A 24,846-nucleotide genomic window follows, 5' to 3' on the forward strand; every position below is an offset into this window, starting at 1 on the left:
CCAACCTACGGGCGATGCGCCAGCGCGAGATATTCCTCGCTCTGCATCTCGATCAGGCGCGACTCGGTGCGCCCGAACTCGGCGCGCAGGCGCTCGCCGTCGTACAACTCGGTGATCGGCGTGGCAGCGGAGAGGATCAGCTTGACGTGCCGGTCGTAGAACTCGTCCACCAATTGCACGAAGCGCTTGGCTGGATCTTCGCTATAGAGGGTGAACTGCGGCACGTTGGAAATGATGATCGCTGGCGCCGTTTTCGCCAGTGCGATGTAATCGGCTACGGCACGTGGACCGTCGCATAGCGCGGCGAAGTCGAACCAGAGGATATTGCTCGCGCGCTTGCGCACAGGAATCGAGCGATCGTTGATGACGATCGCGCCGTCTTCGGCAACCTCACCCTGCGCCTGGCTGGCAAAGATGCGCGCGAGTTCGCGCTCGGCTTCTGCACCCGGCGGTGTGTGGTACACCGGCGCGTGGGTGAGCGCACGCAGGCGCCAGTCGTGCGAGGAAACCATTTCCAGCACCTGGCACTGCTGCTCGATCGAGGTGATTGCCGGCAAGAAGCGCGCACGCTGCAGGCCATCCTTGTAAAGCTTGTCGGGTGCGGTGTTGGAGGTAGTCACCAAGGTCACGCCGCGTGCGAACAAGGCTTTCAGCAGATTGGCCAGGATCATCGCATCGCCGATGTCGTTGACCAGGAATTCGTCCAGGCACAAGACGCGGCAGCGCTGTGCGATGCCCGCGGCTACCTCGACCAGCGGATCCTGCCGTTCGCCCAGCTCGCGCAGGTTTTCGTGCACTTCGCCCATGAAGCGATGGAAATGACGCCGCAAGACGAGGCCATGCGGCAAGCTGGCCGCAAACAGATCCATCAGGAAGGTCTTGCCGCGACCCACGCTGCCCCATAGGTACAGGCCGGGCACGGCCTCGCGCTCTTCACCCCCCAGCAAGGATTTCAGGCGGCCAAACAGGCCGTTGCCGTTGCTGGTGGAGGCGCACAGCGCCGTATGCATGCGGTCGAAGGCCGGCAACACGGCAAGCTGCGCGGGGTCGGAGTTCCAGCGGTGGGCGGCTACGCCTTCCTGGTAACGCGCGCTGGGGGAGAGTTCGGTCATGAAAAAACTATCTTGCGTAGGCGTTGATCTGTACAAGCATGGCCATCATTCCCGCATTCGCGAGTGTGATGGCCATGAGGATGCTTGGTGCGGTCTTAGGTGGCTGGGCGGGCCCGTCAATCGCGCGCGGGCGGCAGATAATCCTGCACCCAATGCTTCACCGCGCCGCGCAGGTCCATCAAGCGCCGGTGGAAGAAATGCCCGGTCTCGGGCATGCGCACTAGTTCGGGCGGCGGCTCCAGGCTGTCGATCCAGTCGAACACGGCTTGCGGTTCCACGATCTCGTCTTCCTCGCCCATCACCACCAGCCATGGGCAGGCGGGCAAGGCAAGCGTTTCATGCGACCAGCGGCCTACCGGTGGCGCGATGCTGATCAGCGCATCGGCTTGCAGTTTTACCGCGTTGCGCAGCGTGACATAGCTGCCGAACGAAAATCCGGCCAGCCACAATGCATCGTCGGGGCGCACCTTGCGTACCCACGCTACCGCGGCGGCCAGGTCGTCGCTTTCGCCCCGCCCTTCGTCGTAGTCGCCGGCCGATTCACCGGCGCTGCGGAAATTGAAGCGCAGCGTATCGAAGCCGCTTTCGCGCAGGCTGCGCTCCAGCATGGTGACCACTTTGTTGCGCATGGTGCCGCCATCCTTGGAATTGGGATGGCAGATCACCGCCACACTGCGGCGTGCGCCGGGGCGCTCGGCCACGTCACTGATGGCTTCGAGTGGGCCGACGGGGCCTTGCAGGGTGAATTCGCTGAGGGCGTCCGGGAAAGCGGACGGATTGGGGGAGGGGGCAGCCTGGGTCATACGCTAATGATAGCTGTCCAGCCCGGTTCCCGTTTCTGGCGGCCGGCGACGGTACCGGGTCGCAGGGGCGGCTAACCAATTTGCAAGATTTTGGGCGAGGGCGGATCAAAAACGCCGCCGGAAGGCGGCGTTCATGGGCAACCCAGGGGTGCTATTTCGCCTGATCCACGATCCACTTTACCGCCGCCTGCACCTGCGCGTCGGTCAGCGAAGGATTGCCGCCCTTGGCCGGCATCGTGTTGCCGTCCGGGCCGTGGTAGCCGTCGATGGCGTGCTTAACCAGCGTGTCCACGCCCTCGGCGATGCGTGGCGCCCACATGGCCTTGTTGCCCAGGACGGGCGCGCCGGCCACGCCGGCGGTATGGCAGCTGTGGCAAAGATTGTCGTAGATGGTCTTGCCATCGGTGCTGCCGCCGTAGGCGACCTGCGCGGCGGCGGCCTTGGCGGCGGCTTCCTGCGCGGCCAGCATGGCGGCGCGGCCGGTGTTACCCGCGTAGACGGCGCCGTTCGGGGCAAGGCTGGTGGAAAGCTGTTGCGCGGCGTTCGGATCGGTTTCCTTCGGCTCGTGCTCGTAGATCGTCCATGCGGTGAAGATCAGGACCAGGGTCAGTACGCCGAGGCCGGCGATAAGCAGCGAGAACTGACGCAGGAAACTCTGGTCGGATTTGCTCATGGAACCGCTCACGCAAGTACTCCAGTCATCGAATGATTAGTCTGGAAAGCCGCCACGTTTCCCCCGTGACGTACCTTGGCGCCCCTGGCGACCACGCCATCGCAGCTCGGGATCGCTCCGAAAGCCACGGGCAACAAGGCTCCGAGTATAGACGAAGCCCGCGACAAGTTGAGCTACCGAGCCGCCGTATCGCAGCCGCCGCACCGCGGCGATTTGTCCGAGGAGGTAAAGTTATGTAGAGCCGTGCCGGCATGGAAGGCATACCGTCATGCCTGGCTGCTATGTTCGGCCGCGACCGTGCCATCGGTCATAAGGCACCCGTGTCGACTGGCATTGTCCAAGCTCGCAGAGCAACGCCTATGCTTGTTCGCAAGCCATAAGGCAACAATTCATCGTTCGCGCCGGCGGAGTCGGGTGGTTTCGCCGTTTTAGTCCAGGAGTTTCACATGTCGCGTTTTTGGAAGATCGCGTTGACCGTGATCGTGGTGCTCGTGGTGGGTGGGGTCGCCTTCCGCTTGCTGCATAAGCCCGCGGAAGAGGGGGCGGGCGGCCATCACAAGGAATCGGCCCAGAACGGCGATGCCCCGGGCAAGCCCGGCGCCAATGGCCAGGACAACACGCCGGTGCCGGTAACGGTGGAGCCTACGGTCAAGCAGAACGTGCCGGTCTATCTCACCGCGCTCGGCACCGTTACCGCGCTCAACAACGTCACCATCAATCCCCAGGTCGGCGGCCAGCTATGGGCCATCAACTTCAAGGAAGGCCAGGACGTGAAGAAGGGCGACGTGATCGCGCAGATCGATCCGCGTACCTACCAGGCCGCCTATGACCAGGCCGTGGCGAAACAGAAGCAGGACGAAGCTTCACTGGCCACCGCCATCAGCACGCTGGATCGCAACCAGAAGCTGGTTGCCAGCGGCTATGTGGCCGCGTTGAACATCGATACCTATCGCAACAACGTCAATCAGCTCAAGGCGACGGTGGTGGCGGACGAAGCGAGCGTACGCTCGGCCAAGGTGCAGCTCGATTTCACCAAGATCGTTTCGCCGATCGACGGCGTGGCCGGCATCCGCCAGGTCGACCCGGGCAACGTGGTGACCACCAGCACCGCGATCGTCACGCTCACGCAGATCCACCCGATCTACATCGTGTTTCCACTGCCGGAGCAGAGCCTTGAGGCGGTACGCGATTCCTTCCAGAACGGCAGCAACAAGCTGGAGGTGATCGCGCTGGACCGCGCCGATGCGCATCCGCTCGATACCACCGGCACGCTACAAGTGGTCGACAACCTGATCGACACCTCCACCGGTACCTTCAAGCTGCGCGCTATCTTCAACAACCCCAGCAGCGCCCTGTGGCCGGGCCAGTTCGTGAATGTGCGACTGCGCGTGCGCACCGTGGCCGGCGGCCTGGTGATTCCCGCCCAGGCGGTGCAGCGCGGTCCGGATGGTGATTTCGTCTACAAGCTGCAGCCGGATCAGACGGTGGCGATGCAGCCGGTGGCCGTGGCGGGCGAAGTGGGTGAAAGCCATGTGATGGTGAGCAACGGCCTGAACGACGGCGACCAGGTAGTGACCGAGGGCCAGTTCCGCCTCAAGCCCGGTAGCAAGGTGAAGGCCTTGAAGCCAGGCGAAGTGCCGCCGTTGCCGGTGGCGTCGGATGGAAAGGACAAAGGCAAGAAGGGCGATGGGCACCGTGCCAGCGCTGGCTGATGCCAACACTTTCCCCTCTCCCCGGAGGGAAGAGGGAGCAATGACGGCGCTCTCCACGGAGGAGAGCGCGGCTCACACTTAAACGGTATTCCCCCATGGGCTTCTCAACCCTCTTCATCCGCCGCCCCATCGCCACCTCGCTCTTGATGGTGGCGGTGATGCTGCTCGGCGTGCTCGGCTATCGCGAGCTACCCGTCTCCGCGCTGCCGGAAATCGAAGCCCCCAGCCTGGTGGTGACCACCACGTATCCGGGCGCCAGCGCTTCCACCATGACCTCGCTGATCACCACGCCGCTGGAGCGCCAGCTTGGCCAGATATCCGGCCTGGACGTGATGACTTCCGATTCCTCGGCGGGCCTGTCGACCATCGTGTTGCAGTTCAACATGGACCGCGACATCGACATCGCTGCCCAGGATGTGCAGGCGATGATCAACCAGGCGCGCGGCACGCTGCCCAGCACGCTGCCGTATCCGCCGGTCTACAACCGCGTGAATCCGGCCGACGCGCCGATCATGACCTTGATGCTCACTTCCGACAGCCGTCAGCTGCGTTACGTGAACGACCTGGCCGACTCGATCCTCGCGCAGAAGCTTTCGCAGGTGCCAGGGGTGGGCCTGGTGTCGATCGCCGGCAACGTGCGCCCGGCGGTTCGCATCCAGGTGAATCCATCGCAACTGGCCAACCTTGGCCTGACCATGGAGGACGTGCGCAGCGCGCTGGCCCAGGCCAATGTGAACGCGCCCAAGGGCACGCTCAACGGCGCCACGCAGTCCTACACCATTTCCACCAACGATCAGCTGGAAAAGGCGGCCCAGTACAAGGACATCATCATTTCGTACAACAGCAGCAAAAATGCGCCGGTGCGCTTGTCCGACGTGGCGAAGGTGGTCGATGGCGTGGAGAACGACCAGCTCGCCGCATGGGCCAACGGCAAGCCGGCGGTACTGCTGGATATCCGCCGTCAGCCGGGTGCCAACATCGTGCAGACGGTGCAACACATCCGCGACATCATGCCGCAGCTGCGTAGCGTGCTGCCGGCGGACGTGCATCTGGATGTATTCGCCGACCGCACCATCACCATCCGCGCCTCGGTCGAAGACGTGCAGTTCACGTTGCTGCTGACCATTGCCCTGGTGGTAGCGGTGATCTTCGTGTTCCTGCGTCGCCTGTGGGCCACGGTGATCCCGTCGGTGGCGGTGCCGCTGTCGCTGCTGGGCACCTTTGGCGTGATGGCGTTTGCCGGCATGTCGCTGGACAACCTTTCGCTGATGGCGTTGACCGTGGCCACCGGTTTCGTGGTGGACGATGCGATCGTGATGATCGAAAACATCGTGCGCTACATCGAGCAGGGCAAGGAGGGCAAGGAAGCGGCGGAAATCGGCGCCCGGCAAATCGGCTTTACCGTGCTGTCGCTGACCGTGTCGCTGATCGCGGTATTCCTGCCGCTGCTGCTGATGCCGGGCGTAACCGGCCGCCTGTTCCACGAATTTGCGTGGGTGCTTGCCACCGCCGTGGTGATCTCCATGCTGGTGTCGCTGACGCTGACGCCGATGATGTGTGCCTACCTGTTGAAACCGGATGCACTGCCCGAAGGCGACGATGCGCATGAGCGCCACGCAGCTGCCGGCAAGCGCACGGTGTGGGCGCGCACGGTGGGCCTGTACGAGAGCACGCTCGACTGGGTGCTGGATCACCAGCGCCTGATGATCGTGGTGGCCTTCACCGCGGTGGTGGTGACGGTGTTCCTGTACGTGGTGATTCCCAAGGGCCTCCTGCCGGAACAGGACACCGGCCTGATTACCGGCGTGGTGCAGGCCGACCAGAACGTTGCGTTTCCGCAAATGGAGCAGCGCACCAAGGCGGTGGCCGACGCGCTCAAGAGCAATCCCAACGTGGCGGGCGTGGCGGCGTTCATCGGCGCAGGCACCATCAACCCCACGCTCAACCAGGGCCAGCTAAGCATCGTATTGAAGGATCGCAGCAAGCGCGCCAACCTGGAGGACGTGGTGGCGAGCCTGCAGAATGACGCGGCCAATATCCCCGGCGTGGCGTTGTACTTGAAGCCGGTGCAAGACGTTACGCTGGATACGCGCGTGGCTGCCACTGAGTATCAGTACTCGATGTCAGCCGTGAGTTCGCAGGAACTCGCCGATGCCGCCACCAAGATGACGCAGGCGTTGCGCCAGCGGCCGGAGCTGGCCGATGTGGACAACAATCTGGCCGACCAGGGCACGGCGCTCAAGCTCACCATCGATCGCGACAAGGCCAGCACGCTGGGCGTGCCGGTGCAGGCTATCGACGACACGCTGTACGACTCCTTCGGCCAGCGCCAGATCTCTACCATCTTCACGCAGTTGAACCAGTACCGCGTGGTGCTGGAGGTTGAGCCGCAGTTTCGCACTAGCACGGCGCTGCTCAACCAGCTCACGGTCAAGAGCAACGGCGGCGGTGCGCTGACCGGCAGCAATGCCACCACGTTCGGCCAGGCCGCATCAAGCAACTCCTCAACGGTCACCGGCATCGCAACCGCGAACACCGGCATCATCATCGGCGCCGGTGGCACGATCCCGTTGGCCTCGCTGGTGAATGCACAAGTGACTACTTCGCCGCTGGTGATCAGCCATCAGCAGCAACTGCCGGCGGTGACGCTGTCGTTCAATCTGGCGCCGGGCTATTCGCTGTCCGAAGCGGTCGAGGCGATTCACCAGGTCGAACAGCAGCTCAACTTCCCGCCGCAGGTTCGCGGGCAGTTCATCGGCAAGGCAGCGGAGTTCTCCTCCTCGCTAGGCAATGAAGCCTTGCTGCTGTTGGCCTCGATCATCGTGATCTACATCGTGCTGGGCGTGCTGTACGAGAGCTACATCCACCCGATCACGATCATCTCCACCTTGCCGCCGGCCGGCGTGGGCGCACTGCTAGCGCTGATCCTGTGCAATATGAGCCTGTCGGTGGACGGCATCGTGGGCATCGTGCTCCTGATCGGCATCGTTAAAAAGAACGCGATCATGATGATCGACTTCGCGATCGAGGCGCAGCGTACCGGCATGACGCCGCGCGAAGCGATCCACCGCGCCTGCCTGCTGCGCTTCCGCCCGATCATGATGACCACCGCCGCAGCCATGCTTGGTGCGTTGCCGCTGGCACTGGGCAACGGCATCGGCGCAGAGCTGCGGCGCCCGCTGGGCGTGTCGATCGTCGGTGGCCTGCTGCTATCGCAGCTGGTGACGCTATACACCACGCCGGTCATTTATCTCTATATGGAGCGGTTCTCGGCGTGGTTGCAGGCGCGCAGGGAGCGGCGGGCGCTCAGGGAGGCGCAGCGCGCTTGAGCGAGGAGGGGGTAAAGAGGGGACGGAGATGTTGGGCAAGAGCACGGCATGGCCGGGCTTTGCTCTTCTTTACAGCACTTGCTGCTTATTTCTGCTCTGATGTAGCACTTCCATCGTGCCGTGATGTCGATCAGTTACGTGGCTCCCAATAGTCGCGCCGCGTCTCTCCCCCGCATCACCCCTCACTACTCGCTTCCGGCTTGATGAACATCTCCGCTCCCTTCATCCGTCGCCCGATCGGCACCTCCCTGCTGGCGATGGGCGTGTTCGTGCTTGGCGCCATCTGCTACTCGCTGCTTGGCGTCGCTGCCTTGCCGAACATGCAATTCCCGGTGATCTTCGTGGGCGCCAACCAGGCCGGTGCAAGCGCGGAAACCATGGCGGCCACCGTGGCAGCGCCATTGGAGCGCCATCTGGGGCAGATTCCCGGCATAGACACCATGCGCTCGGTCAGCTCGCTGGGCCGTACCATCGTGTTCGTCATCTTCGACGGCAGCCGCAATATCGACGACGCGGCACGCGACGTGCAAGCGGCGATCAACGCGGCGCAGCCGGACCTGCCTCCGGGTCTCAATAGCCCGCCGTGGTATGAAAAGGCCAATCCCAACGACGACCCGATCATCGCCTTTGCACTGACCTCCGAAACGCAATCCGCGCGCGATCTGTACGACGTGGCTGACTCGCTGCTGGCCCAGCGGCTGCGCCAGCTTGCCGGCGTCTCGGAAGTGGATATCCTCGGCGCCGCCACGCCGGCCGTGCGCATCGACGTCAACCTGCGTGCGCTCAACGCCATGGGGCTTTCCCCCGATCAGGTGCGCAATGCGCTGACGGCCGCCAATGTGTTCCAGCCGAAGGGCTTTCTTTCCGATGGCAGGACCACCATGGCGGTGGAGGCGAACGATGCGCTGCATACGGCCAGCGATTTTGCCAACCTGGTCATTTCGACCAGCGGCAAAGGGGTGCCGGTGCGCCTGAAAGATGTCGCCCATGTCTACGACGGCCAGCAGGATGCGTATCAGGCCGCCTGGTTCCAGGGCAAGCCCGCCGTGCTGATGTATGTGTTCCGGCAATCCAATGCCAATATCATCGACGTCACTGATCGCGTGAAAGCGGAAGTGCCGCTGCTGCGCCACTATTTGCAGCCTGGCACCACGCTGACGCCCTATTTCGACGGGACGCCCACCATCCGCGCATCGCTGCACGAGGTGCAGGCCACGCTGTTGATCAGCCTGGCCATGGTCGTGCTGGTGATGGCGCTGTTCCTGCGCCGTTTGGCGCCCACGCTGATCGCCGCCGCAGCGGTACCGCTGTCGCTGGCTGGCGCGGCCGTGGTCATGTATGCGATGAGTTTCACGCTCAACAATCTCACCCTGCTCGCCGCCGTGATCGCGATTGGCTTCGTGGTGGATGATGCGATCGTGGTAATCGAAAACGTCGTGCGTCATATCGACCAGGGGATGACACGCATGCAGGCCGCACTGGTCGGCGCGCGCGAGATCGGCTTCACCATCGTTTCCATTACCGCCTCGCTGGTGGCGGTGTTCATCCCGCTGCTGTTCATGCCGGGCGTCGTCGGCATGTTCTTCCAGGAGTTCAGCTTGACCCTGGTGGGCGCCATCATCGTGTCCGCCCTGGTTTCGCTCACGCTCACGCCATCGTTATGTGGACTGTTCCTGCGCGGCCACCCCAGCACGCAGACGGCATCGTGGCTCGGTCGCGCGATCGATCGCATGCACGAGCGCATGCACAAGCTCTATGAGGTGTCGCTGGATTTCTCGCTGCGCCATGCCTTGCTGTTGTCGCTTACACCACTGATCCTGATCGGCGTGACGGTGGCGATCGTGATGTCCGGCCAGATCAAGAGCAGCCTGTTTCCGATGCAGGACACCGGCCTGCTGCGCGGCCTTGCTACCTCCGGTGCCACCATTTCGTTTGAGGATTCGATCAGCCGCCAGCAGCGGCTGATCGACATGCTGCTGCAAGACAAGGACGTGGCCGTGGTTGGTTCGCGCCTGGGTAGCATGCGCATCGGTACAGCCGGCTCATTCGACATCCAGCTCAAGACTCACGCGCAGGGCCGCGTGGACGACACCTTCGCGGTGTTGACGCGGCTCAGCAAAAAAGCGGCGGAATATCCCGGCCTCAATGTACGCCTGCGCGCGGTGCAGGACCTGCCCAGCTTCGGCGGTGGCGGCAGCAGCCAGGGCGCGCAATACCAGATGTCGCTGCAGGGCGACGATCCGGCCAAGTTGCGCGAATGGCTACCGAAGCTGGTCGATGAATTGCGCAAGAATCCCGCTTTGCGGGACGTCGGTAGCGATCTGGATGACGCCGGCCTACAACAGAACATCGTGATCGACCGCGATCGGGCGGCGCGCCTGCAGGTGAGCGTCGGCAGCATCGACTCGGCCATCTACGATTCCTTTGGACAGCGCCAGATCAGCAACATCTACGCCGACCTCAATCAATACAAGGTGGTGGTCAATGCGTTGCCGGGGCAAAACTCCACCCCGCGCTCGATCGACGACATCCTGGTGCGTTCAAGCAGCGGCAAGATGGTGCGGCTATCGGCCGTTGCGCACCAGGAGCCGGGCCTGGCCCCGACCCAGGTGACGCACATGAACCAGCACACGGTGATGAATTTGAGCTTCAATCTCGCGCCCGACGTGGCCATGAGCGATGCAATGCAGGTCGTGCAAGCGACTGCGAGCAATATGCGCATGCCGGGCGACATCAAACTCGACATGGGGGCGGACTTCCGCCGCTTCCAGGAATCGCGCAGCGGTGGCGTCTGGCTGATATTTGGCGCGATCCTTACCGTGTACATCGTGCTGGGCATTCTTTATGAAAGCCTGATCCACCCCGTCACCATTCTCTCCACGTTGCCTGCCGCAGGCGTTGGCGCACTGCTGGCATTGTGGTTGACCCATACGGATCTGTCGGTGATCGCGCAGATCGCGCTGGTGCTGTTGATCGGCATCGTGAAGAAAAACGCGATCATGATGATCGACTTCGCTCTGGTCGCACAGCGGGAACATGGCAAGACGGCGCTTGAGGCGGCGCGAGAGGCAAGCCTGGTGCGCTTTCGCCCGATCATGATGACCACGATGGTGGCGATCCTCGCCGCGCTGCCGATCGCCATCGGCCTGGGCGAAGGTTCGGATCTGCGTCGGCCGCTGGGTATCGCGCTCATTGGTGGCTTGCTGATTTCGCAGAGCCTGACGCTGCTGAGTACACCGGCGCTGTATGTGATCTTCTCGTGCCTGAGCGAGCGCTGGGCTGCTTGGCGTGAGCGCAAGCAGGAGCGAAAAGCAAACAGGCCACGCGCATTCGCGCGCGAATCCTGATTGCGCAGGTTGGGAGATGCACCCCAACCTGCGTCGCTTTTGCCCTGGTCTTCAGAACAACTTCTGGTCGTACTTCAAATACACCACGCGGCCGAAGTCGTACTGCGGGTTATACGCATACTGTGTAAAGCCGTCCGTGCCGGTCGGGCCCAACGGACCGATCACGCTTTCCGCGCCGGTATAGCTGAGCGGAGCATGGCGATTGAAGAGATTGGTGGCGCCCACCGAAAACTGGCCGTGCCAGGGCGCTTTCCAGGTGACCTGCAGGTCATTGAAAGCCAGTGCGCCCTGGCGATACGCCCCTTGCTGACCTTGCACGAAGGCGTTGGGCTCGTTGCACGGGAAGGTCTCGGCGAGGTTGGGTGCGCCGGGCCGGCAGGGTTCCTTCAAGGACGAGAAATAACGCACGGTCCAGGTGGCGCCGAAGTTGCCCCAGTTCCAATTGATATTGGTGGTATCGCGAAAGCGCCACACCGGGCCAAGGACCGGGTCATAAGTACCTACGTTCCAGCCGACCACCGGGCCGCCGGCTACTGTCTGTTCCTTCAAGGAGTTGATGTAAGTGCCGGTGGTGTCGATCTTGAACTTGCCCACTGGCGTGTCGGGGAACAGATAGCTCAGCGACACGTCGGCTCCGCGTTCGTCTACGAAGCCCTCGTTGACCAGGGCTTGCAGCAGATTGGCAATCTGGCCGTTGGCGGGCGATCGTTGGAACTGCGAGCATTGCTGCGCTTCGCCCAGCTGATAACAGTTGTTGAGAATGCTGTTGGCCGACGGCAGCGTGATGATGTTGTCGACCCGAATGCGATATCCATCCAACGTCAGGTTGAGGCCGGTCAGCCAGTTTGGGCTGTAGACGATGCCGGCGGTGTAGTTCTTGGAAGTTTCCGGCTTTAGCCTGGCATTGGCGCCGGTGAAGAATGGCGTCGTACTGGGACTGTTGGGGCCGGTAACCGGCACGCCGGTGGTAGTGAGCTGCGTAAAGCCTGGGCCAACGGGAGGCAGTCCGGCAAAACCGCTGAGACAGCGCTGCGCTACGACCGGGTTGCTGGTCAGGCCGAAGTTGACATCGCACGGATCGGTGTAGCTGGTAAAGCTTTGCATCGTGCCTCCGAACAGATTGGAGATCGACGGTGCGCGGAAACCGGTGCCGTAGCTGGCGCGAATCAGCAGGTCCTCGGTCGGCTTGTACGAAAGCTTGTAGGAATTGTTGTTGGTCGTACCGAAGTTGGTGTAATGCGACAGTCGATGCGAGACGTCGAAGTTCAGCAGCGACGCCCCCGGGAGATCCTTGAGCAGGGGCAGGTTGATTTCGGCATAGGCTTCGTTGATGCCATAGGAACCGCGACCTGGATTCTGTTGCAAGTTGGTGTTGAGCCCAAGCTCCGTATAGGAATCGGGCGTGACACCACCAGAGATATTGCGGTGTTGCGCACCGACGGCGAAGGTTACGTCACCCTCGCCCATCGCCTGCGGCAAGGTGAACATGTCGCCGCTGATATTGGCTTCGAGGTTGCGTGACTGGCTCCATGCGTGCGTGGAATAGTCGAAGTTGAGATAGTTGATCTCGTCCGGCGTAAGGCCGCCCGCACCCGAGAAGGGGTTGAGCGGTACGCACCCGGCGATGACGGCGGCTGGCGTGCCGCAATGCACGGTGCCGTCCGCTCCCAGGAACGAGGGGCCGATCGCATTGTACAAATGCACCAGGTTCAAATTGCCGGGGCCGCCGGTGTCTTCGAGGTAGCGGTACAGGCTGTAGCCCACGTTCCAGTTGAACTCGTTCTGGCCCAGCCCGAATTCACCTTCCAGTCCCACGCGGAACCCGTATTGCTTGATCTTGTTGTTCGTTACGCGGTTGGGTTCATACAGCGGCAAACTGAATGCGAGGGTGTTGCCTGGCAATGGGTTGTAGTAGCTGTTCGGCGAGAGCATCGGAAACCACGCGGCGCCGAGACTGCCTGCCGGCAGGCCGAGCGCTGCGGCCAGGTTCGCACCGTTGGCCGGGGTCAACGAACTGAGCGGATAGCCGCCGATGAAGTCGGTGGCGTCATTGCTGTTATAGGTGCCGGTGAATACCGCCTTGATATTGTCAGTGATCTTGAAATCGCCCTTCAGCGTGTACGACTTCAGGCGATTGTTCGGCACGAAGGTTTCGAATGCTGCCTGATTGGCGTAGTCATTGGCGTAGAAGGGGGTGGGATAGATCACGCCAAACGTATTGGGATGGTAGTTGGCGATGTTCAGGCCGTTCTGGCCCGCGTTCACCGTGAGCGGAAAAGTGAAGGCGGTGCCGGCGGGCCCGGTGGCGCTCAGGATGGTGCCGTAGTCAGAGGGCTGCACGGACTGCGGATACTGCGGAAAGCTGCCATACCCGTAGTGGCTGACCCACGTCTGAGGCGCCATGATCTGGTTCTGGTTCTGGATCGAGATGTTGAAGGTGAACGATCCGCGCGAGAATTTCTTGCCACCGGTCAGGCTGAACTGATTTTGCTTGCCGAAGTTGCCCGGGGCATAGGTACTGTTGTAGGTATCCAGGTACAGGCCGTCCACGTTCCTGGTGTGAATGTTGATCACGCCGGAAATGGCGTCGGAGCCGTAAATCGACGAAGCGCCGTCCTGCAGGATCTCCACGCTGTCGATCAGCGAGCTGGGTATCGTGCTGAGGTCGGTCTGGCCGAAGATGTCAGTGGTGTAGCGTTCGCCATCGACGAGGATCAGGGTGCGTGGTGCGCCAAGGCCACGCAGGCTGGCGTACTGGCCGACGATATCGCCAAGCGAACTTTGGTTGCTGGTGCCGGGCGAACCCACCGAAGAAACATTCTGCAGGATCTGTCCTACGCTGACGAAGCCTTGTTGCTGCAGTGCTTCGTGCGAAATTTCGGTGACTGGCTGCGCCGTTTCCACGTCCACGCTGCGAATCATCGAACCGGTGACGGTGACCGTTTGCAAGGTTTTTGTGTTGTTCTGCTGGGGAGTCGACTGTTGCGGAGTTGCCTGTTGTGGCGCCACCTGCTGCGGTGCAATTTGCGCTGGCGCTGTCGTCGACTGTGATTGTGTGGTGCCCTGTGTCGCCTGGTTCGTCGCCGGCGGCGTGGTGTCTTGTGCGGTGGCGACTGTCGCCAGTGCGCCTCCTCCCAATGCCAAGGCGATACGAATCGCCAGGACGATGTTTTGATGCTGCAAGTTCACGTTCAAATCCCCTTTCGCTATGGGTGGAGCCATTGCCTGCAGGCTTTCCCGCGCCTGTATCTGGCCTTGCATGCCAAGCAGCACGTGTGGGGTTTTCATGCGCTTGGTTCGTCGAACCTGGACGAAAGCCATTTGTCCGCAAGCGGTCAGGTGATGCGAATGGCCGTTACGTGTTTTGTTGCGAATCCAAATAAGCGTCGCAATTTAATTCGCTGGCCTCGCGTCACGAAGCATTTCGCATTGAGCATCATGCATGAATAACCGCATGCCGAGGGTGGTATAAGAAATCGAATGAGAATTTCATGTGTTTTTTGCAGAAAGATGGCTTGATTGGCTGCAAGCGATCGCTGCGCGACGATGCGTGCATGCATGAATAAAGGCTGTGTTCGACCGTTTGTGAGTTACGTATCGGCTCATCGCGGCACCGCGCCGCATCCCGAGCGCAAATAAAAAAGCGGCGCTCAAGCGCCGCTTCTTCCGACTCTGTTACATAATTTTCATTCGCTTGATCATTCACCCGCGGCCGATTGAATCGCCTAATCGAGGGCTACAGAAAAAAGAGGAGGCCCCTCGCTCATGAAGAGGGGCTTCCCGCTGTCTCGTGGACCTAGAACAGCTTCTGGTCGTACTTCAAATACACCACGCGACCAAAATCGTACTGCGGGTTATAGGCGAACGACGTATAACCGTCGGTACCGGTCGGTCCCAACGGGCCGATTACGCTTTCCGCGCCGGTGTAGGTGAGCGGTGCATGACGGTTGAAAAGGTTGGTGGCGCCTACCGAAATCTGTCCATGCCACGGTGCCTTCCAGCTCAGTTGCAGATCGTTGAAGGCCAGTGCGCCCTGGCTGTATTTACCCGGTGATCCTTGTACGGTGCCGTTGGGATCGGGGCAATAGAAGTATTCGGACAGCGCCGCCGATGCCTGGGTATTCGGACGGCAGGGTTCCTTCAGCGACGAAAAGTAGCGGATGGTCCAGGTCGCGCCGAAGTTGCCCCAGCTCCAATTGAGATTGCTGATATCGCGGAAGCGCCATGCCGGGCCAAGGACCGGATCGTAGGCGCCCAAGTTCCAGCCGACTGCCGGACCGCCGGCCACCGCCTGTTCTTTCAAGGAGTCGATATAGGTGCCGGTAGTGTCGATCTTGAATTTGCCGATCGGCGTATCGGGGAACAAGTAGCTCAGCGATACGTCGGCGCCGCGTTCATCCACGAAGCCCTCGTTGACCACGGCCTGCAACAGGTTGATGACCTGGCTGTTGGCGGCCGAACGCTGGAATTGCGAGCATTGCTGTGCTTCGCCCAGCAGATAGCAGTTGTTGAGAATGCTATTGGCCGATGGCAGCGTGATGATGTTGTCGACGCGGATGCGATACCAGTCCAGCGTGAAGTTGAGGCCGCTGAGCCAATGGGGACTGTACACGATGCCGGCGGTATAGCTCTTGGAAGTCTCCGCCTTCAGGGCGGGATTGGCGCCGGTATAGTACGGCGTGGTACTGCCGCTATTGGTGCTGGAAGCCGGCGCACCGGTGATCGTGAGTTGCCTGAAGCCCGGGCCGACCCCAGGCAGGCCGGAGAAACCGTTGAGGCAACGCTGCGCCACGACCGGATTGCTGGTGAGGCCGAGGGTGACGTCGCACGGATCGGTGTAGCTGGTAAAGCTCTGCATCGTACCCCCGTACAAATTGGAGATCGATGGCGCGCGAAAACCGGTGCCATAGCTGGCGCGAATGAGCAAGTCGTCGGTCGGCTTGTAGGAGATCCTGTAGGAGTTGTTGTTGGTGGTGCCGAAGTTGCTGTAATGCGACAAGCGATGCGAGACGTCGATATTGAACAGCTGTGCGCCAGGCAGATCCTTCAGCAACGGAACATTGATTTCCGCATACGCTTCGTTGATGCCATACGAACCCCGGCCGGGATTCTGCTGCAGATTGGTGTTGAGGCCCAGCTCCGTATAAGAATCGGGCGTGACGCCGCCGGAAACATCGCGATGGTCGCCACCCACGGCAAAGCTTACGTCACCTTCGCCGATGGACTTCGGCAGGGTGAACATGTCGCCGCTGATATTGGCCTCGAGATTGCGGGTCTGGCTCCAGGAGTGGGTAAAGAAGTTGTAGTTGAGATAGCCGATCTCGTCCGGTGTAAGCCCGCCCGCAGCGGAGAATGGGTTGAGCGGCACGCAGCCGGCAATGACATTGCCGGGGGTGCCGCAATGCACGACACCGTCGCCACCCAGGAACGAAGGGCCGAGCGCGTTGTACAAATGCACCAGATTCAAATTGCCCGGGCCGCCCATGTCCTGGATGTAGCGGTACAAGCTGTAGCCGACGTTCCAGTTGAATTCGTTCTGTCCCAGCGAGAAGTCGCCTTCCAGGCCGGTGCGGAAGCCGTATTGCTTGATGTTGTTGACGGTGACGCGATTGGGGTCGAACAGCGGCAGGATGAATTGCACATTGTCGCCAGGAAGAGGGTTGTAATAGCTGTTCCCGGACAACACAGGCAACCATGCGCCGCCCAGGCTGCCTGGCGGAAGGCCCAGTGCCGCCGCCAGATTGGGGCCATCGGCCGGCGTCTGCGAACTCAACGGATAGCCACCAATGAAGGCTGAAGCATTGTTGCTGTTATAGGTACCGGTAAACACGGCCTTGACGTGGTCGGTCAATTGAAAGTCGCCCTTCAAGGTGTAGGACTTCAACCGATTGTTCGCGAACAAGGATTCCAGTGGTGCAGAGTTGGCGTAATCGTTGGTGAAGTAGGGCGAGGGATAGAGTGCGCCAAACGTATTGGGGTGGTAATTGGCGATGTTCAAACCGTTCTGCCCCGCGTTCACGGTGAGCGCGGAAGGCAGGTTGATCGGAGTCCCGGTGGCCGCATTGGTGGCGCCGACTATGGTGCCGTAGTCCGAAGGTCCCATGGATTGCGGATACTGCGGCAGGCTGCCGAAGCCGTACTTGCTGAACCAGACTTGGCTTGCGCGTAAGCCGTTGAGATTCTGGATCGTCACATTGAAAGTGAACGAGCCGCGCGAAAACTTCTTGCCGCCGGTCAGGCTGAATTGGCTCTGGTTGCCGTCATGCCCCGGCACATAGGTGCTGTTGTAAGTATCCAGGTACAGGCCATTCACGTTCCTGGTATGGATATTGACCACGCCGGCAATCGCGTCGGAACCATAAATGGACGAAGCGCCGTCCTGAAGGATCTCCACGCTGTCGATCAGCGAACTGGGAATTGTGCTGAGGTCGGTCTGGCCGAAGATGTCGGTGGTATAGCGCTCACCATCCACCAGGATCAAGGTGCGCGGCGCGCCAAGCCCCCGCAGGCTGGCGTATTGGCCGACGATATTGCCAAGGGCACTTTGATTGCTGGTGCCGGACGAGCCTACCGATGAAGTGTTCTGCAGGATCTGCCCAACGCTGACGAAGCCTTGTTGCTGCAGCGCTTGATGAGTGATTTCGGTAACGGGTTGCGCCGTTTCGACATCCACGCTGCGAATCAGCGAACCGGTGACGGTAACGGTTTGCAGGGTCTTGGTATTGTTCTGCTGTGGCGTAGAGTTCGTTGGGGACTGTGTGTTGTCTTGCGGCGGCTGGCTGTTTGCCGCCGGGGGTGTGGTGGTTTGTGCGGTAGCGACTGTCGCCAGTGCGCCTCCTCCCATTGCCAGGGCTATGCGTATCGCCAGTGCGATGTTCTGATGCTGCAAGTTCACGTTTTAATCCCCTTTCATTATGAGTGGGCTTAAGTGCCTGCAGGCCTTTCCTCGCCTGTATCCGATCGCCCCGCCGAGTCGTATGAGTGAGGGTTTTCATGCGCTTGGGTTTATGGGGCTTGGATGAGCACCGTTTGACGTGCCTACGGCCAAATGACGCGATTAGCCAATCGCTTGCAAATCGGGGAGATGTCGTAAGTTCATTCGTTGGCTTCGCATCGGTTATGCACTTCGCGGCGAAGCGAAAGCGCATGAGTCGCCAAATAGCCGAAGGTGGTCCATGAAATCGAGCGCCAATTTGTTTGGTTTTTTGCAAAAAGTGGCTTGCTTGGCGCTAAGCGGCGGATGAATGCCGTGCGCGGTCCTTTTCAAGTCCGGCTTCAGTTCACGCATCGCAAAGCCGCAGGAGTCAATGCGCGCTATGGGTGATGCTTGGTGGATAAACGCGTTCGCGAATGAAAAGACGGCGCCTCAAGGCGCCGTGTCATGGACTATCTGGATCGATGTGCGTTTTAGTTTATGGCTCAGGTACGCAAAATCGCTTCAAAGCTTGGCAGGCCGCCACAAATGGCCCGCAAACGGGCCAACAGGATTTCGAGGTGAGCGGAAACCTCCCACGGCGGCTTCCCGATGCCGTGCAATTGGGCACAACGCAAGGCGGCCTGATAGGCAAGCAATGGACCGGGCAACTCCGATCGCCGGTGCGCGTCGCCTTGCCAAAGCACGGTAACCCAGCCCTCTTCCTTCTCGTGGCCCGATTCGTCCACCGGCATATATAAGCTGCCGTCCGTCAGCGACAGTGCACAATCGTGGCCGTCGGCAAACTGGAAGGTAAACAACGGCGTCAGTTCGGCGACGTAGTCGACGATGCGCTGGCTCAATCCGGTCATGCGGCTTCCCTATGACACGAGAGGGGGCGCATCGTAGCGGTAAACCGGGCCGGGCAACTGAGATGCCGCCGGCAGTCCGGGCCACGGGCGGCTGCCGGTTGCCTGATCCTCGCGCTTCCGCCCGCTGCCTGAAAACGCGACAATGGGCGGATTGCATGCCCCGCCAAGCCGAAAGCTTGAATTTGGCGGGGCCGACGCCACTAGCGTGGGGCGCGTCGTCTGTCCCGGGCCAGGGCCCTGCGGCGTCCCCTTTACGTACCATGCCGTAGCCAGAGAGGTTGCCCGTTCCATGTCCCAGACGCCGAAGATCATCTACACGCTGACGGATGAAGCTCCTTACCTTGCCACCCAGTCCCTGCTGCCCATCATCAAGGCCTATACGGCCACGGCGGGTATCGAAGTGGAGACGCGTGACATTTCGCTGGCGGGTCGCATCCTCGCGCAGTTCTCGGACACCCTCAAAGACGGCCAGAAAGTTTCCGACGATCTCACCGAGCTCGGCCAGCTGGCCACCACGCCGGAGGCCAACATCATCAAGCTGCCGAACATCAGCGCCTCCATGCCGCAGCTGAAGGTCGCGATCAAGGAACTGCAATCCCAGGGTTATGCGCTGCCGGACTATCCGGAAGAGCCTAAGGACGTCAGCGATTGGAATATCCGTGCGCGCTACGACAAGGTGAAGGGCAGTGCGGTCAACCCGGTGCTGCGCGAGGGCAACTCCGATCGCCGCGCACCGCTCTCGGTGAAGAACTACGCGCGCAAGCACCCGCACAAGATGGGTGCGTGGAGCGCGGATTCGAAAACGCACGTGGCGCACATGAGCGGCGGCGATTTCTACGGTAGCGAGAAATCCACCACGCTTGAGCAGGCCACCGTGGCCAAGATCGAATGGATCGGCAAGGACGGCAGCAGCACTGTCTTGAAGGAAAAGACCAGCCTCACTGCCGGCGAGATCATCGACGCTGCCGTGATGAGCAAGAAAGCGCTGGCCGGCTTCATCGACGCGCAGATCGAAGAAGCCAGGCAACAGGGCGTGCTGTTTTCCGTGCACTTGAAAGCCACCATGATGAAGGTCTCCGACCCGATCATGTTCGGCCAGGTGGTCAACGAGTTCTACAAGGACGTGCTCGCCAAGCACGCCGATACGCTCAAGGGCGCCGGTTTCAATCCCAACAACGGCATCGGCGACCTGTATGCGCGCATCGGCTCGTTGCCGGCCGACAAGCAGGCCGAAATCAAGGCGGACGTTGAGGCCGAATACGCCAAGCGCCCAAGGCTTGCGATGGTCAATTCCGACAAGGGTATTACCAATCTGCACGTGCCCAGCGACGTGATCATCGACGCATCGATGCCGGCGATGATTCGTGATTCCGGCAAGATGTGGAATGCGCAAGGCAAGCTTGAGGACACCAAGGCGGTGATTCCCGATCGCAGTTACGCCGGCGTGTACCAGGCCGTGATCGAGGACTGCAAGGCGCACGGCGCCTACGATCCCACCACCATGGGCAGTGTGCCCAACGTGGGCCTGATGGCGCAGGCGGCGGAGGAATATGGCTCGCACGACAAGACGTTCCAGATCGTCGGCGACGGCGTGGTACGCGTCACCGACGCCAACGGTAACGTGCTGTTGGAACACCATGTCGAAGCCGGTGACATCTGGCGCATGTGCCAGACCAAGGACGCACCGGTCCAGGATTGGGTCAAGTTGGCCGTCACCCGCGCGCGTTTGAGCAGCACCCCGGCCGTGTTCTGGCTGGACGCGAACCGCGCGCACGATGCGCAGCTGATCAAGAAGGTGGAGCGCTATCTGAAGGACCACGAGCTGCATGGCCTGGACATTCGCACGCTCGCGCCGGTGGATGCCACCCGCTTCTCGCTGGAACGCATCCGCAAGGGCCAGGACACCATTTCGGTGACCGGCAACGTGCTGCGTGACTACCTCACCGACCTGTTCCCGATCATGGAGCTGGGGACCAGCGCCAAGATGCTTTCCATCGTGCCGTTGATGGCCGGCGGTGGCCTGTTCGAGACCGGTGCCGGCGGTTCGGCGCCCAAGCACGTGCAGCAGTTCCTGGAAGAAAACTGCCTACGCTGGGATTCGCTGGGTGAGTTCCTGGCCATGGCGGCATCGCTGGAACATCTAAGCAATCGCTACGGCAATAAGGCGGCCGGCGTATTGGCCCGGACGCTGGATCAGGCGAACGGCAAGTTCCTGGACAATAACAAGTCGCCGGCGCGCAAGGTCGGCGAACTCGACAACCGCGGCAGCCACTTCTACCTCGCGCTGTACTGGGCGCAGGCCCTGGCCGAGCAGAACGACGATGCTGCGTTGAAGGCGAAGTTTGCGCCCTTGGCCAAGTCGCTCACCGAAAACGAGGCCAAGATCGTGGCCGAACTCAATGGTGCGCAGGGTAAGGCGGTGGATATTCATGGCTACTACCATCCGGATCTGGCGCTAGTGAGCAAGGCGATGCGCTCGAGCGAGACCTTCAACAAGGCCTTGGCGGCGCTGTAGTACATTGCTGATGCGCAGGAATAAGGGGCCTTCGGGCCCCTTTTGCGTTACGTCGCGAGGTAGCGGTTAACATTAGAATCGCCCAGAACGACCCATCATGCGGGAACTCTCACCATGCGAGTTTCATTGGCCATAGGGTGCCTGGCTCTGCTAACAGCCGTGCAGGCATGGTCTCAGTCAACGCCCGCTTCGTCCAGCAGCGCGGCTCCCGGTGGTGACGCTACCGTCCTTCCGGCCGTTACCGTCACTGGCGAGCAACCCGGTCCGGGATTGTGGAAGGTAAGCAAGGGCAATCACGTGATGTGGGTGCTTGGTACGCTCACGCCCTTGCCCAAAGGCATGGAGTGGCGCTCCAAGGAGGTCGAGCAAGCCATTGCGCGTTCGCAGGAAGTGCTGGAAGCGCCTTCGGCCGAAGTCAAAGTGGACGCTGGCTTTTTCGGTAAGCTGGTGCTGCTGCCCTCCGCCTATAGCGCGCGCAAGAATCCGGGTGGCGCCACGCTGCAGCAGATCCTGCCAGCGCAAATATACAGCCGTTGGGAAGCGGTCAAGCCGCAGTATTTTGGCAACGATCGCCGCGTCGAATCCTGGCGTCCGATCCTGGTGGCGTTGAAGCTTTACCAGAAGGCCTTGGAAAAATCAGGGCTCACCGGCAAGAACGACATCAACAAAGCGGTGTTCAAGCTGGCCGACAAGCACGACGTGAAGCGCGTGCCGGTGAAATACAAGCTGGTGGTGGAGCATCCGCGCGAACTGCTGGATACCATCAAGCAGACCAACCTGCATGATGTCAGCTGTTTCAACCAGACGCTGGAAACGGTGCAGAACGACATGAGCCATTTGGCTGAGCGCGCCAATGCGTGGTCAACCGGCGACATCCAGTCGCTGCGCGGTTTTGCCCAAAACGACCGCTACCAATCCTGCCTGGTCGCGGTGCTCAATGCGGACTTTGCCGAGCAGATGGGATTGCATGACCTGCCCGAGCGCATGGAGCAGGCGTGGCTGCAGGCTGCGCAGATCGCATTGGCGGGCAACGCACAAACCTTTGCGGTGCTGCCGATGGAGCAAGTGCTATCCGCCGATGGCTACCTGGTTCATTTGCAGGCGCTTGGCTACACGGTCCAAGCGCCCGAGTGAGCAGGTTGGGATGGTCATCCCAACCTACAATCCTGCACTGGCTCCGTTTAACGCCGTTATTTCCTCCGGCGTCAGCGAAAGCTCCAGGGCGCCAAGCAGTTCCCGCAACTGCTCCACAGAGGTGGCACTGACGATAGGGGCAGTGATACCGGGGCGCGCGATCTGCCACGCCAAGGCAATCTGTGACGGCGTCGCCTTATGGGCCGCGGCAACTTCATCCAGGGCGCTCAGCACTTTCAAGCCTTGTGGAGTCAGGTACTTCTGCACCGCACCGCCGCGTACCTTGCTCTTGGCAAGATCGGTCGCGTCGCGGTACTTGCCGCTGAGGAAGCCGCTGGCCAGCGCGTAATAGGTGATCACGCCGACGTTTTCCTGGCGGACCAGTGGTTCGAGCTCACGCTCGTAGCCGCTGCGGCTGACGAGATTGTATTCGGGCTGCAGGCTTTCATAGCGAGGAAGCCCGTGTTCGCGGGAAATTTTCAAGGCTTCGGCAAAACGGTCGGCGGTGTAGTTGGAGGCGCCGATTACGCGCACTTTGCCTTCCTCGATCAGCCTGGCGAACGCGCCCAGCGTTTCGCTCAGCGGGACGTCGGCGTCGTCCTCGTGTGCCTGATAAAGATCGATGTGATCCGTTTGCAGACGCTGCAGGGAAGCCTCGACCGCCTGCCGGATATTCAGCGGCGACAGGCCCCGATGCTCGACCCATTTGGCCACTTTAGTGGCGATCAGCACCCGATCGCGCTTGCCGCTGCGCTTGAGCCATTTGCCGATAATGGTTTCCGACTCGCCGCCACGGTTGCCGGGCGCCCAGGCCGAGTACACGTCCGCGGTATCGATCAGGTTGACGCCGGCATCTGCGAATACATCCAGCAGTTCGAACGAGCGCGGCTCGTCCGCGCTCCAACCGAATGTGTTGCCGCCCAGGACGAGCGGTGCAATGGAGAGGGTGGAGCGACCTAGTTGGCGCAGTTGCATGGACTTTTGATCCTCAGCAGGGAAATGGGCGGCAAGCCGCGTCGCGGCGGTCCGCACTCCCTGTTGAGGTGGGTGCAAGCCTGCTTTAGTCAAGCGCAGCTTGCGCAGTCGCCGCGGGGGGCCTCAGGTAGTGGCAGCGGCAGCCGCGCCACGTCCACCTCGACTTTTGCGCGTGCCTTTTCGCGGCCGCAAGGCGATGCATCGACGTGCCAGCTCAGCGTGGACGGGGTTATATGGCCGTGAAGCAACAGCAAATCGACCCATGGCGAGCGCATGGCGGCGAGTTCCTGGGAGAGAGAAGGTTGACACAAGCTATCGGCATAGACGTACAAGAAAAAGCGATATATTCGCAAGCCAGCTTTGAGGGAATTTCAAGATGCTCCGGGTTCCGCTGAGTCTTTTGCAGCAATTCGTGCAGGTGGCGCGATTGGGCAATCTCTCTCGCGCTGCCGAACAGGCCAATCTTACGGTTAGCGCCCTGAGCCATCAGATGCGCCAACTGGAAGAGCGCCTGGAACGGCGCCTGTTCGAGCGCGGTCCGCGCGGTGTGACGCTGACGGTGGAAGGCTGCAGCCTGCTCGAGGCGGTCGGTGAGCACTTCGACGGCATCGAACACGCGCTGGCGCGTTACCGCCTGCGGCGCCACGATGCGCTGTCGCTCAGCGCCAGTCCCGGCGTCATTTCCAGCTGGCTGATGCCGCGGCTGCCGCGCCTGCTGGCGGCGCATCCGGAGCTGGAGCTGAATCTGCAATCCACCAACTTGCTGGTGAATTTCGAGCGTGAGGCGGTCGATGCTGCCGTGCGCTATGGCAAGGGCGAGTGGGAAGGCTTGCGTAGCGAATATCTGTTTGGCGAGTGGATTGCGCCGGTGGCGGCGCCTTCGCTGATCGAGCGTATGGCTGGCGCCGATCCGTTGGACCTGTCGCAGTGGCCGTTGATCGGCGATCCCAATCGCAACAATCGCTGGATCGACTGGTTCGCACATTACGGCGGCGAGCCGCCGCATCGCTATGTCGCGCACGTGGATACGATCGACGCATTGCGCCAGGCCGCGCTGGAAGGACTGGGCGTGGCTCTCGGGCGCATGATCACGACCAAGTCGTGGATCGATGCGGGCCGGCTGGTGGTGCTGGGCGATCGCTACCTGCCGGTGCCGGAGGCGTATCACCTGGTATATCCGCCGCGTTCGGAAGATCACCGCGGTATGGCGACGTTCCGCGGTTGGCTGCTGCAGGAGGCTGAGGCATATTGCCGGGAGATGCCGCAGCCGCAGCGAGGTGAGGCTGCGGTATAGCGAAGCCTTAGGTGCAGTTGAGCGCAGTTGTAGTCGCGACCCACATGTCTCCAGTCCGAACGCGTCCGAGCAGCGCCGACGCGGTTACGGAGTTCTTGCACTTATCGTAAACTGCCGATGGCCGAGCATTATCCATCGGCCCTACATTCCGTTTTCGTGGCACTTCA

At 61.4% G+C, this 24,846-nt stretch carries 13 protein-coding genes; 6 read left to right on the forward strand and 7 right to left on the reverse strand.

The features are described from left to right. Nucleotides 1-5 precede the first annotated feature (5 nt). The 3 genes from zapE to QQJ96_RS15620 form a co-directional block, all read right to left on the reverse strand. Nucleotides 6-1,112 (reverse strand): cell division protein ZapE, encoded by a 1,107-nt coding sequence (zapE, locus tag QQJ96_RS15610; protein WP_284332945.1) that lies wholly within the window; start codon nucleotides 1,110-1,112, stop codon nucleotides 6-8. A gap of 116 nt (nucleotides 1,113-1,228) precedes the next feature. Then, nucleotides 1,229-1,915: an alpha/beta hydrolase gene (locus QQJ96_RS15615; RefSeq protein WP_284332946.1), complete on the reverse strand. Its 687-nt coding sequence runs from the start codon at nucleotides 1,913-1,915 to the stop codon at nucleotides 1,229-1,231. A 151-nt stretch (nucleotides 1,916-2,066) separates the two neighbouring features. Beyond that, nucleotides 2,067-2,588, reverse strand: a complete 522-nt coding sequence (locus tag QQJ96_RS15620) for a c-type cytochrome (protein WP_284332947.1) — start codon at nucleotides 2,586-2,588, stop codon at nucleotides 2,067-2,069. A 446-nt stretch (nucleotides 2,589-3,034) separates the two neighbouring features. On the opposite strand from QQJ96_RS15620, the gene QQJ96_RS15625 reads away from it, so the two are divergent. From QQJ96_RS15625 to QQJ96_RS15635, 3 genes are all read left to right on the forward strand, one after another. After that, nucleotides 3,035-4,300, forward strand: a complete 1,266-nt coding sequence (locus tag QQJ96_RS15625; protein ID WP_284332948.1) for an efflux RND transporter periplasmic adaptor subunit — start codon at nucleotides 3,035-3,037, stop codon at nucleotides 4,298-4,300. A gap of 95 nt (nucleotides 4,301-4,395) precedes the next feature. Beyond that, nucleotides 4,396-7,629, forward strand: a complete 3,234-nt coding sequence (locus tag QQJ96_RS15630; protein ID WP_284332949.1) for an efflux RND transporter permease subunit — start codon at nucleotides 4,396-4,398, stop codon at nucleotides 7,627-7,629. A 203-nt stretch (nucleotides 7,630-7,832) separates the two neighbouring features. Then, complete coding sequence (locus QQJ96_RS15635; protein WP_284332950.1) at nucleotides 7,833-10,976, forward strand: efflux RND transporter permease subunit; 3,144 nt, start codon at nucleotides 7,833-7,835, stop codon at nucleotides 10,974-10,976. Nucleotides 10,977-11,027: 51 nt separating this feature from the next. Here QQJ96_RS15635 and QQJ96_RS15640 read toward each other — a convergent pair whose 3' ends face one another. From QQJ96_RS15640 to QQJ96_RS15650, 3 genes are all read right to left on the reverse strand, one after another. Then, the gene (locus QQJ96_RS15640; RefSeq protein ID WP_284332951.1) at nucleotides 11,028-14,264 is read right to left on the reverse strand and encodes a TonB-dependent receptor plug domain-containing protein; all 3,237 of its coding nucleotides are present in this window, start codon (nucleotides 14,262-14,264) and stop codon (nucleotides 11,028-11,030) included. 508 nt (nucleotides 14,265-14,772) lie between these two features. Further along, nucleotides 14,773-17,871, reverse strand: a complete 3,099-nt coding sequence (locus QQJ96_RS15645; RefSeq protein ID WP_284332952.1) for a TonB-dependent receptor plug domain-containing protein — start codon at nucleotides 17,869-17,871, stop codon at nucleotides 14,773-14,775. A 524-nt stretch (nucleotides 17,872-18,395) separates the two neighbouring features. Next, nucleotides 18,396-18,761, reverse strand: a complete 366-nt coding sequence (locus QQJ96_RS15650) for a hypothetical protein (protein ID WP_284332953.1) — start codon at nucleotides 18,759-18,761, stop codon at nucleotides 18,396-18,398. Nucleotides 18,762-19,050: 289 nt separating this feature from the next. On the opposite strand from QQJ96_RS15650, the gene QQJ96_RS15655 reads away from it, so the two are divergent. Both QQJ96_RS15655 and QQJ96_RS15660 read left to right on the forward strand, forming a co-directional pair. Continuing rightward, entirely contained in the window at nucleotides 19,051-21,276 is a 2,226-nt protein-coding gene (locus tag QQJ96_RS15655) for an NADP-dependent isocitrate dehydrogenase (RefSeq protein ID WP_284332954.1), read from the forward strand. Between the two features lie 114 nt (nucleotides 21,277-21,390). After that, entirely contained in the window at nucleotides 21,391-22,410 is a 1,020-nt protein-coding gene (locus QQJ96_RS15660) for a TraB/GumN family protein (protein WP_284332955.1), read from the forward strand. 24 nt (nucleotides 22,411-22,434) lie between these two features. Here QQJ96_RS15660 and QQJ96_RS15665 read toward each other — a convergent pair whose 3' ends face one another. Beyond that, on the reverse strand, nucleotides 22,435-23,385 hold the full coding sequence (locus tag QQJ96_RS15665) for an aldo/keto reductase (protein ID WP_284332956.1): 951 nt from the start codon (nucleotides 23,383-23,385) through the stop codon (nucleotides 22,435-22,437). A gap of 376 nt (nucleotides 23,386-23,761) precedes the next feature. Between QQJ96_RS15665 and QQJ96_RS15670 the strand changes: the two genes are divergently transcribed. Beyond that, nucleotides 23,762-24,679, forward strand: coding sequence for a LysR substrate-binding domain-containing protein (locus QQJ96_RS15670; protein WP_284332957.1), 918 nt, complete (start codon nucleotides 23,762-23,764; stop codon nucleotides 24,677-24,679). Nucleotides 24,680-24,846: the final 167 nt, after the last annotated feature.

This window comes from Dyella flagellata (assembly GCF_030160275.1).
Classification (GTDB): Bacteria; Pseudomonadota; Gammaproteobacteria; order Xanthomonadales; family Rhodanobacteraceae; genus Dyella_B; species Dyella_B flagellata.

What these genes read in the sequence shown, in the direction of transcription:
- zapE (WP_284332945.1), bottom strand. Translation starts at nt 1,112, where the DNA reads ATGACCGAACTCTCCCCCAGCGCGCGTTACCAGGAAGGCGTAGCCGCC.
- QQJ96_RS15615 (WP_284332946.1), bottom strand. Translation starts at nt 1,915, where the DNA reads ATGACCCAGGCTGCCCCCTCCCCCAATCCGTCCGCTTTCCCGGACGCC.
- QQJ96_RS15620 (WP_284332947.1), bottom strand. Translation starts at nt 2,588, where the DNA reads ATGAGCAAATCCGACCAGAGTTTCCTGCGTCAGTTCTCGCTGCTTATC.
- QQJ96_RS15625 (WP_284332948.1), top strand. Translation starts at nt 3,035, where the DNA reads ATGTCGCGTTTTTGGAAGATCGCGTTGACCGTGATCGTGGTGCTCGTG.
- QQJ96_RS15630 (WP_284332949.1), top strand. Translation starts at nt 4,396, where the DNA reads ATGGGCTTCTCAACCCTCTTCATCCGCCGCCCCATCGCCACCTCGCTC.
- QQJ96_RS15635 (WP_284332950.1), top strand. Translation starts at nt 7,833, where the DNA reads ATGAACATCTCCGCTCCCTTCATCCGTCGCCCGATCGGCACCTCCCTG.
- QQJ96_RS15640 (WP_284332951.1), bottom strand. Translation starts at nt 14,264, where the DNA reads ATGAAAACCCCACACGTGCTGCTTGGCATGCAAGGCCAGATACAGGCG.
- QQJ96_RS15650 (WP_284332953.1), bottom strand. Translation starts at nt 18,761, where the DNA reads ATGACCGGATTGAGCCAGCGCATCGTCGACTACGTCGCCGAACTGACG.
- QQJ96_RS15655 (WP_284332954.1), top strand. Translation starts at nt 19,051, where the DNA reads ATGTCCCAGACGCCGAAGATCATCTACACGCTGACGGATGAAGCTCCT.
- QQJ96_RS15660 (WP_284332955.1), top strand. Translation starts at nt 21,391, where the DNA reads ATGCGAGTTTCATTGGCCATAGGGTGCCTGGCTCTGCTAACAGCCGTG.
- QQJ96_RS15665 (WP_284332956.1), bottom strand. Translation starts at nt 23,385, where the DNA reads ATGCAACTGCGCCAACTAGGTCGCTCCACCCTCTCCATTGCACCGCTC.
- QQJ96_RS15670 (WP_284332957.1), top strand. Translation starts at nt 23,762, where the DNA reads ATGCTCCGGGTTCCGCTGAGTCTTTTGCAGCAATTCGTGCAGGTGGCG.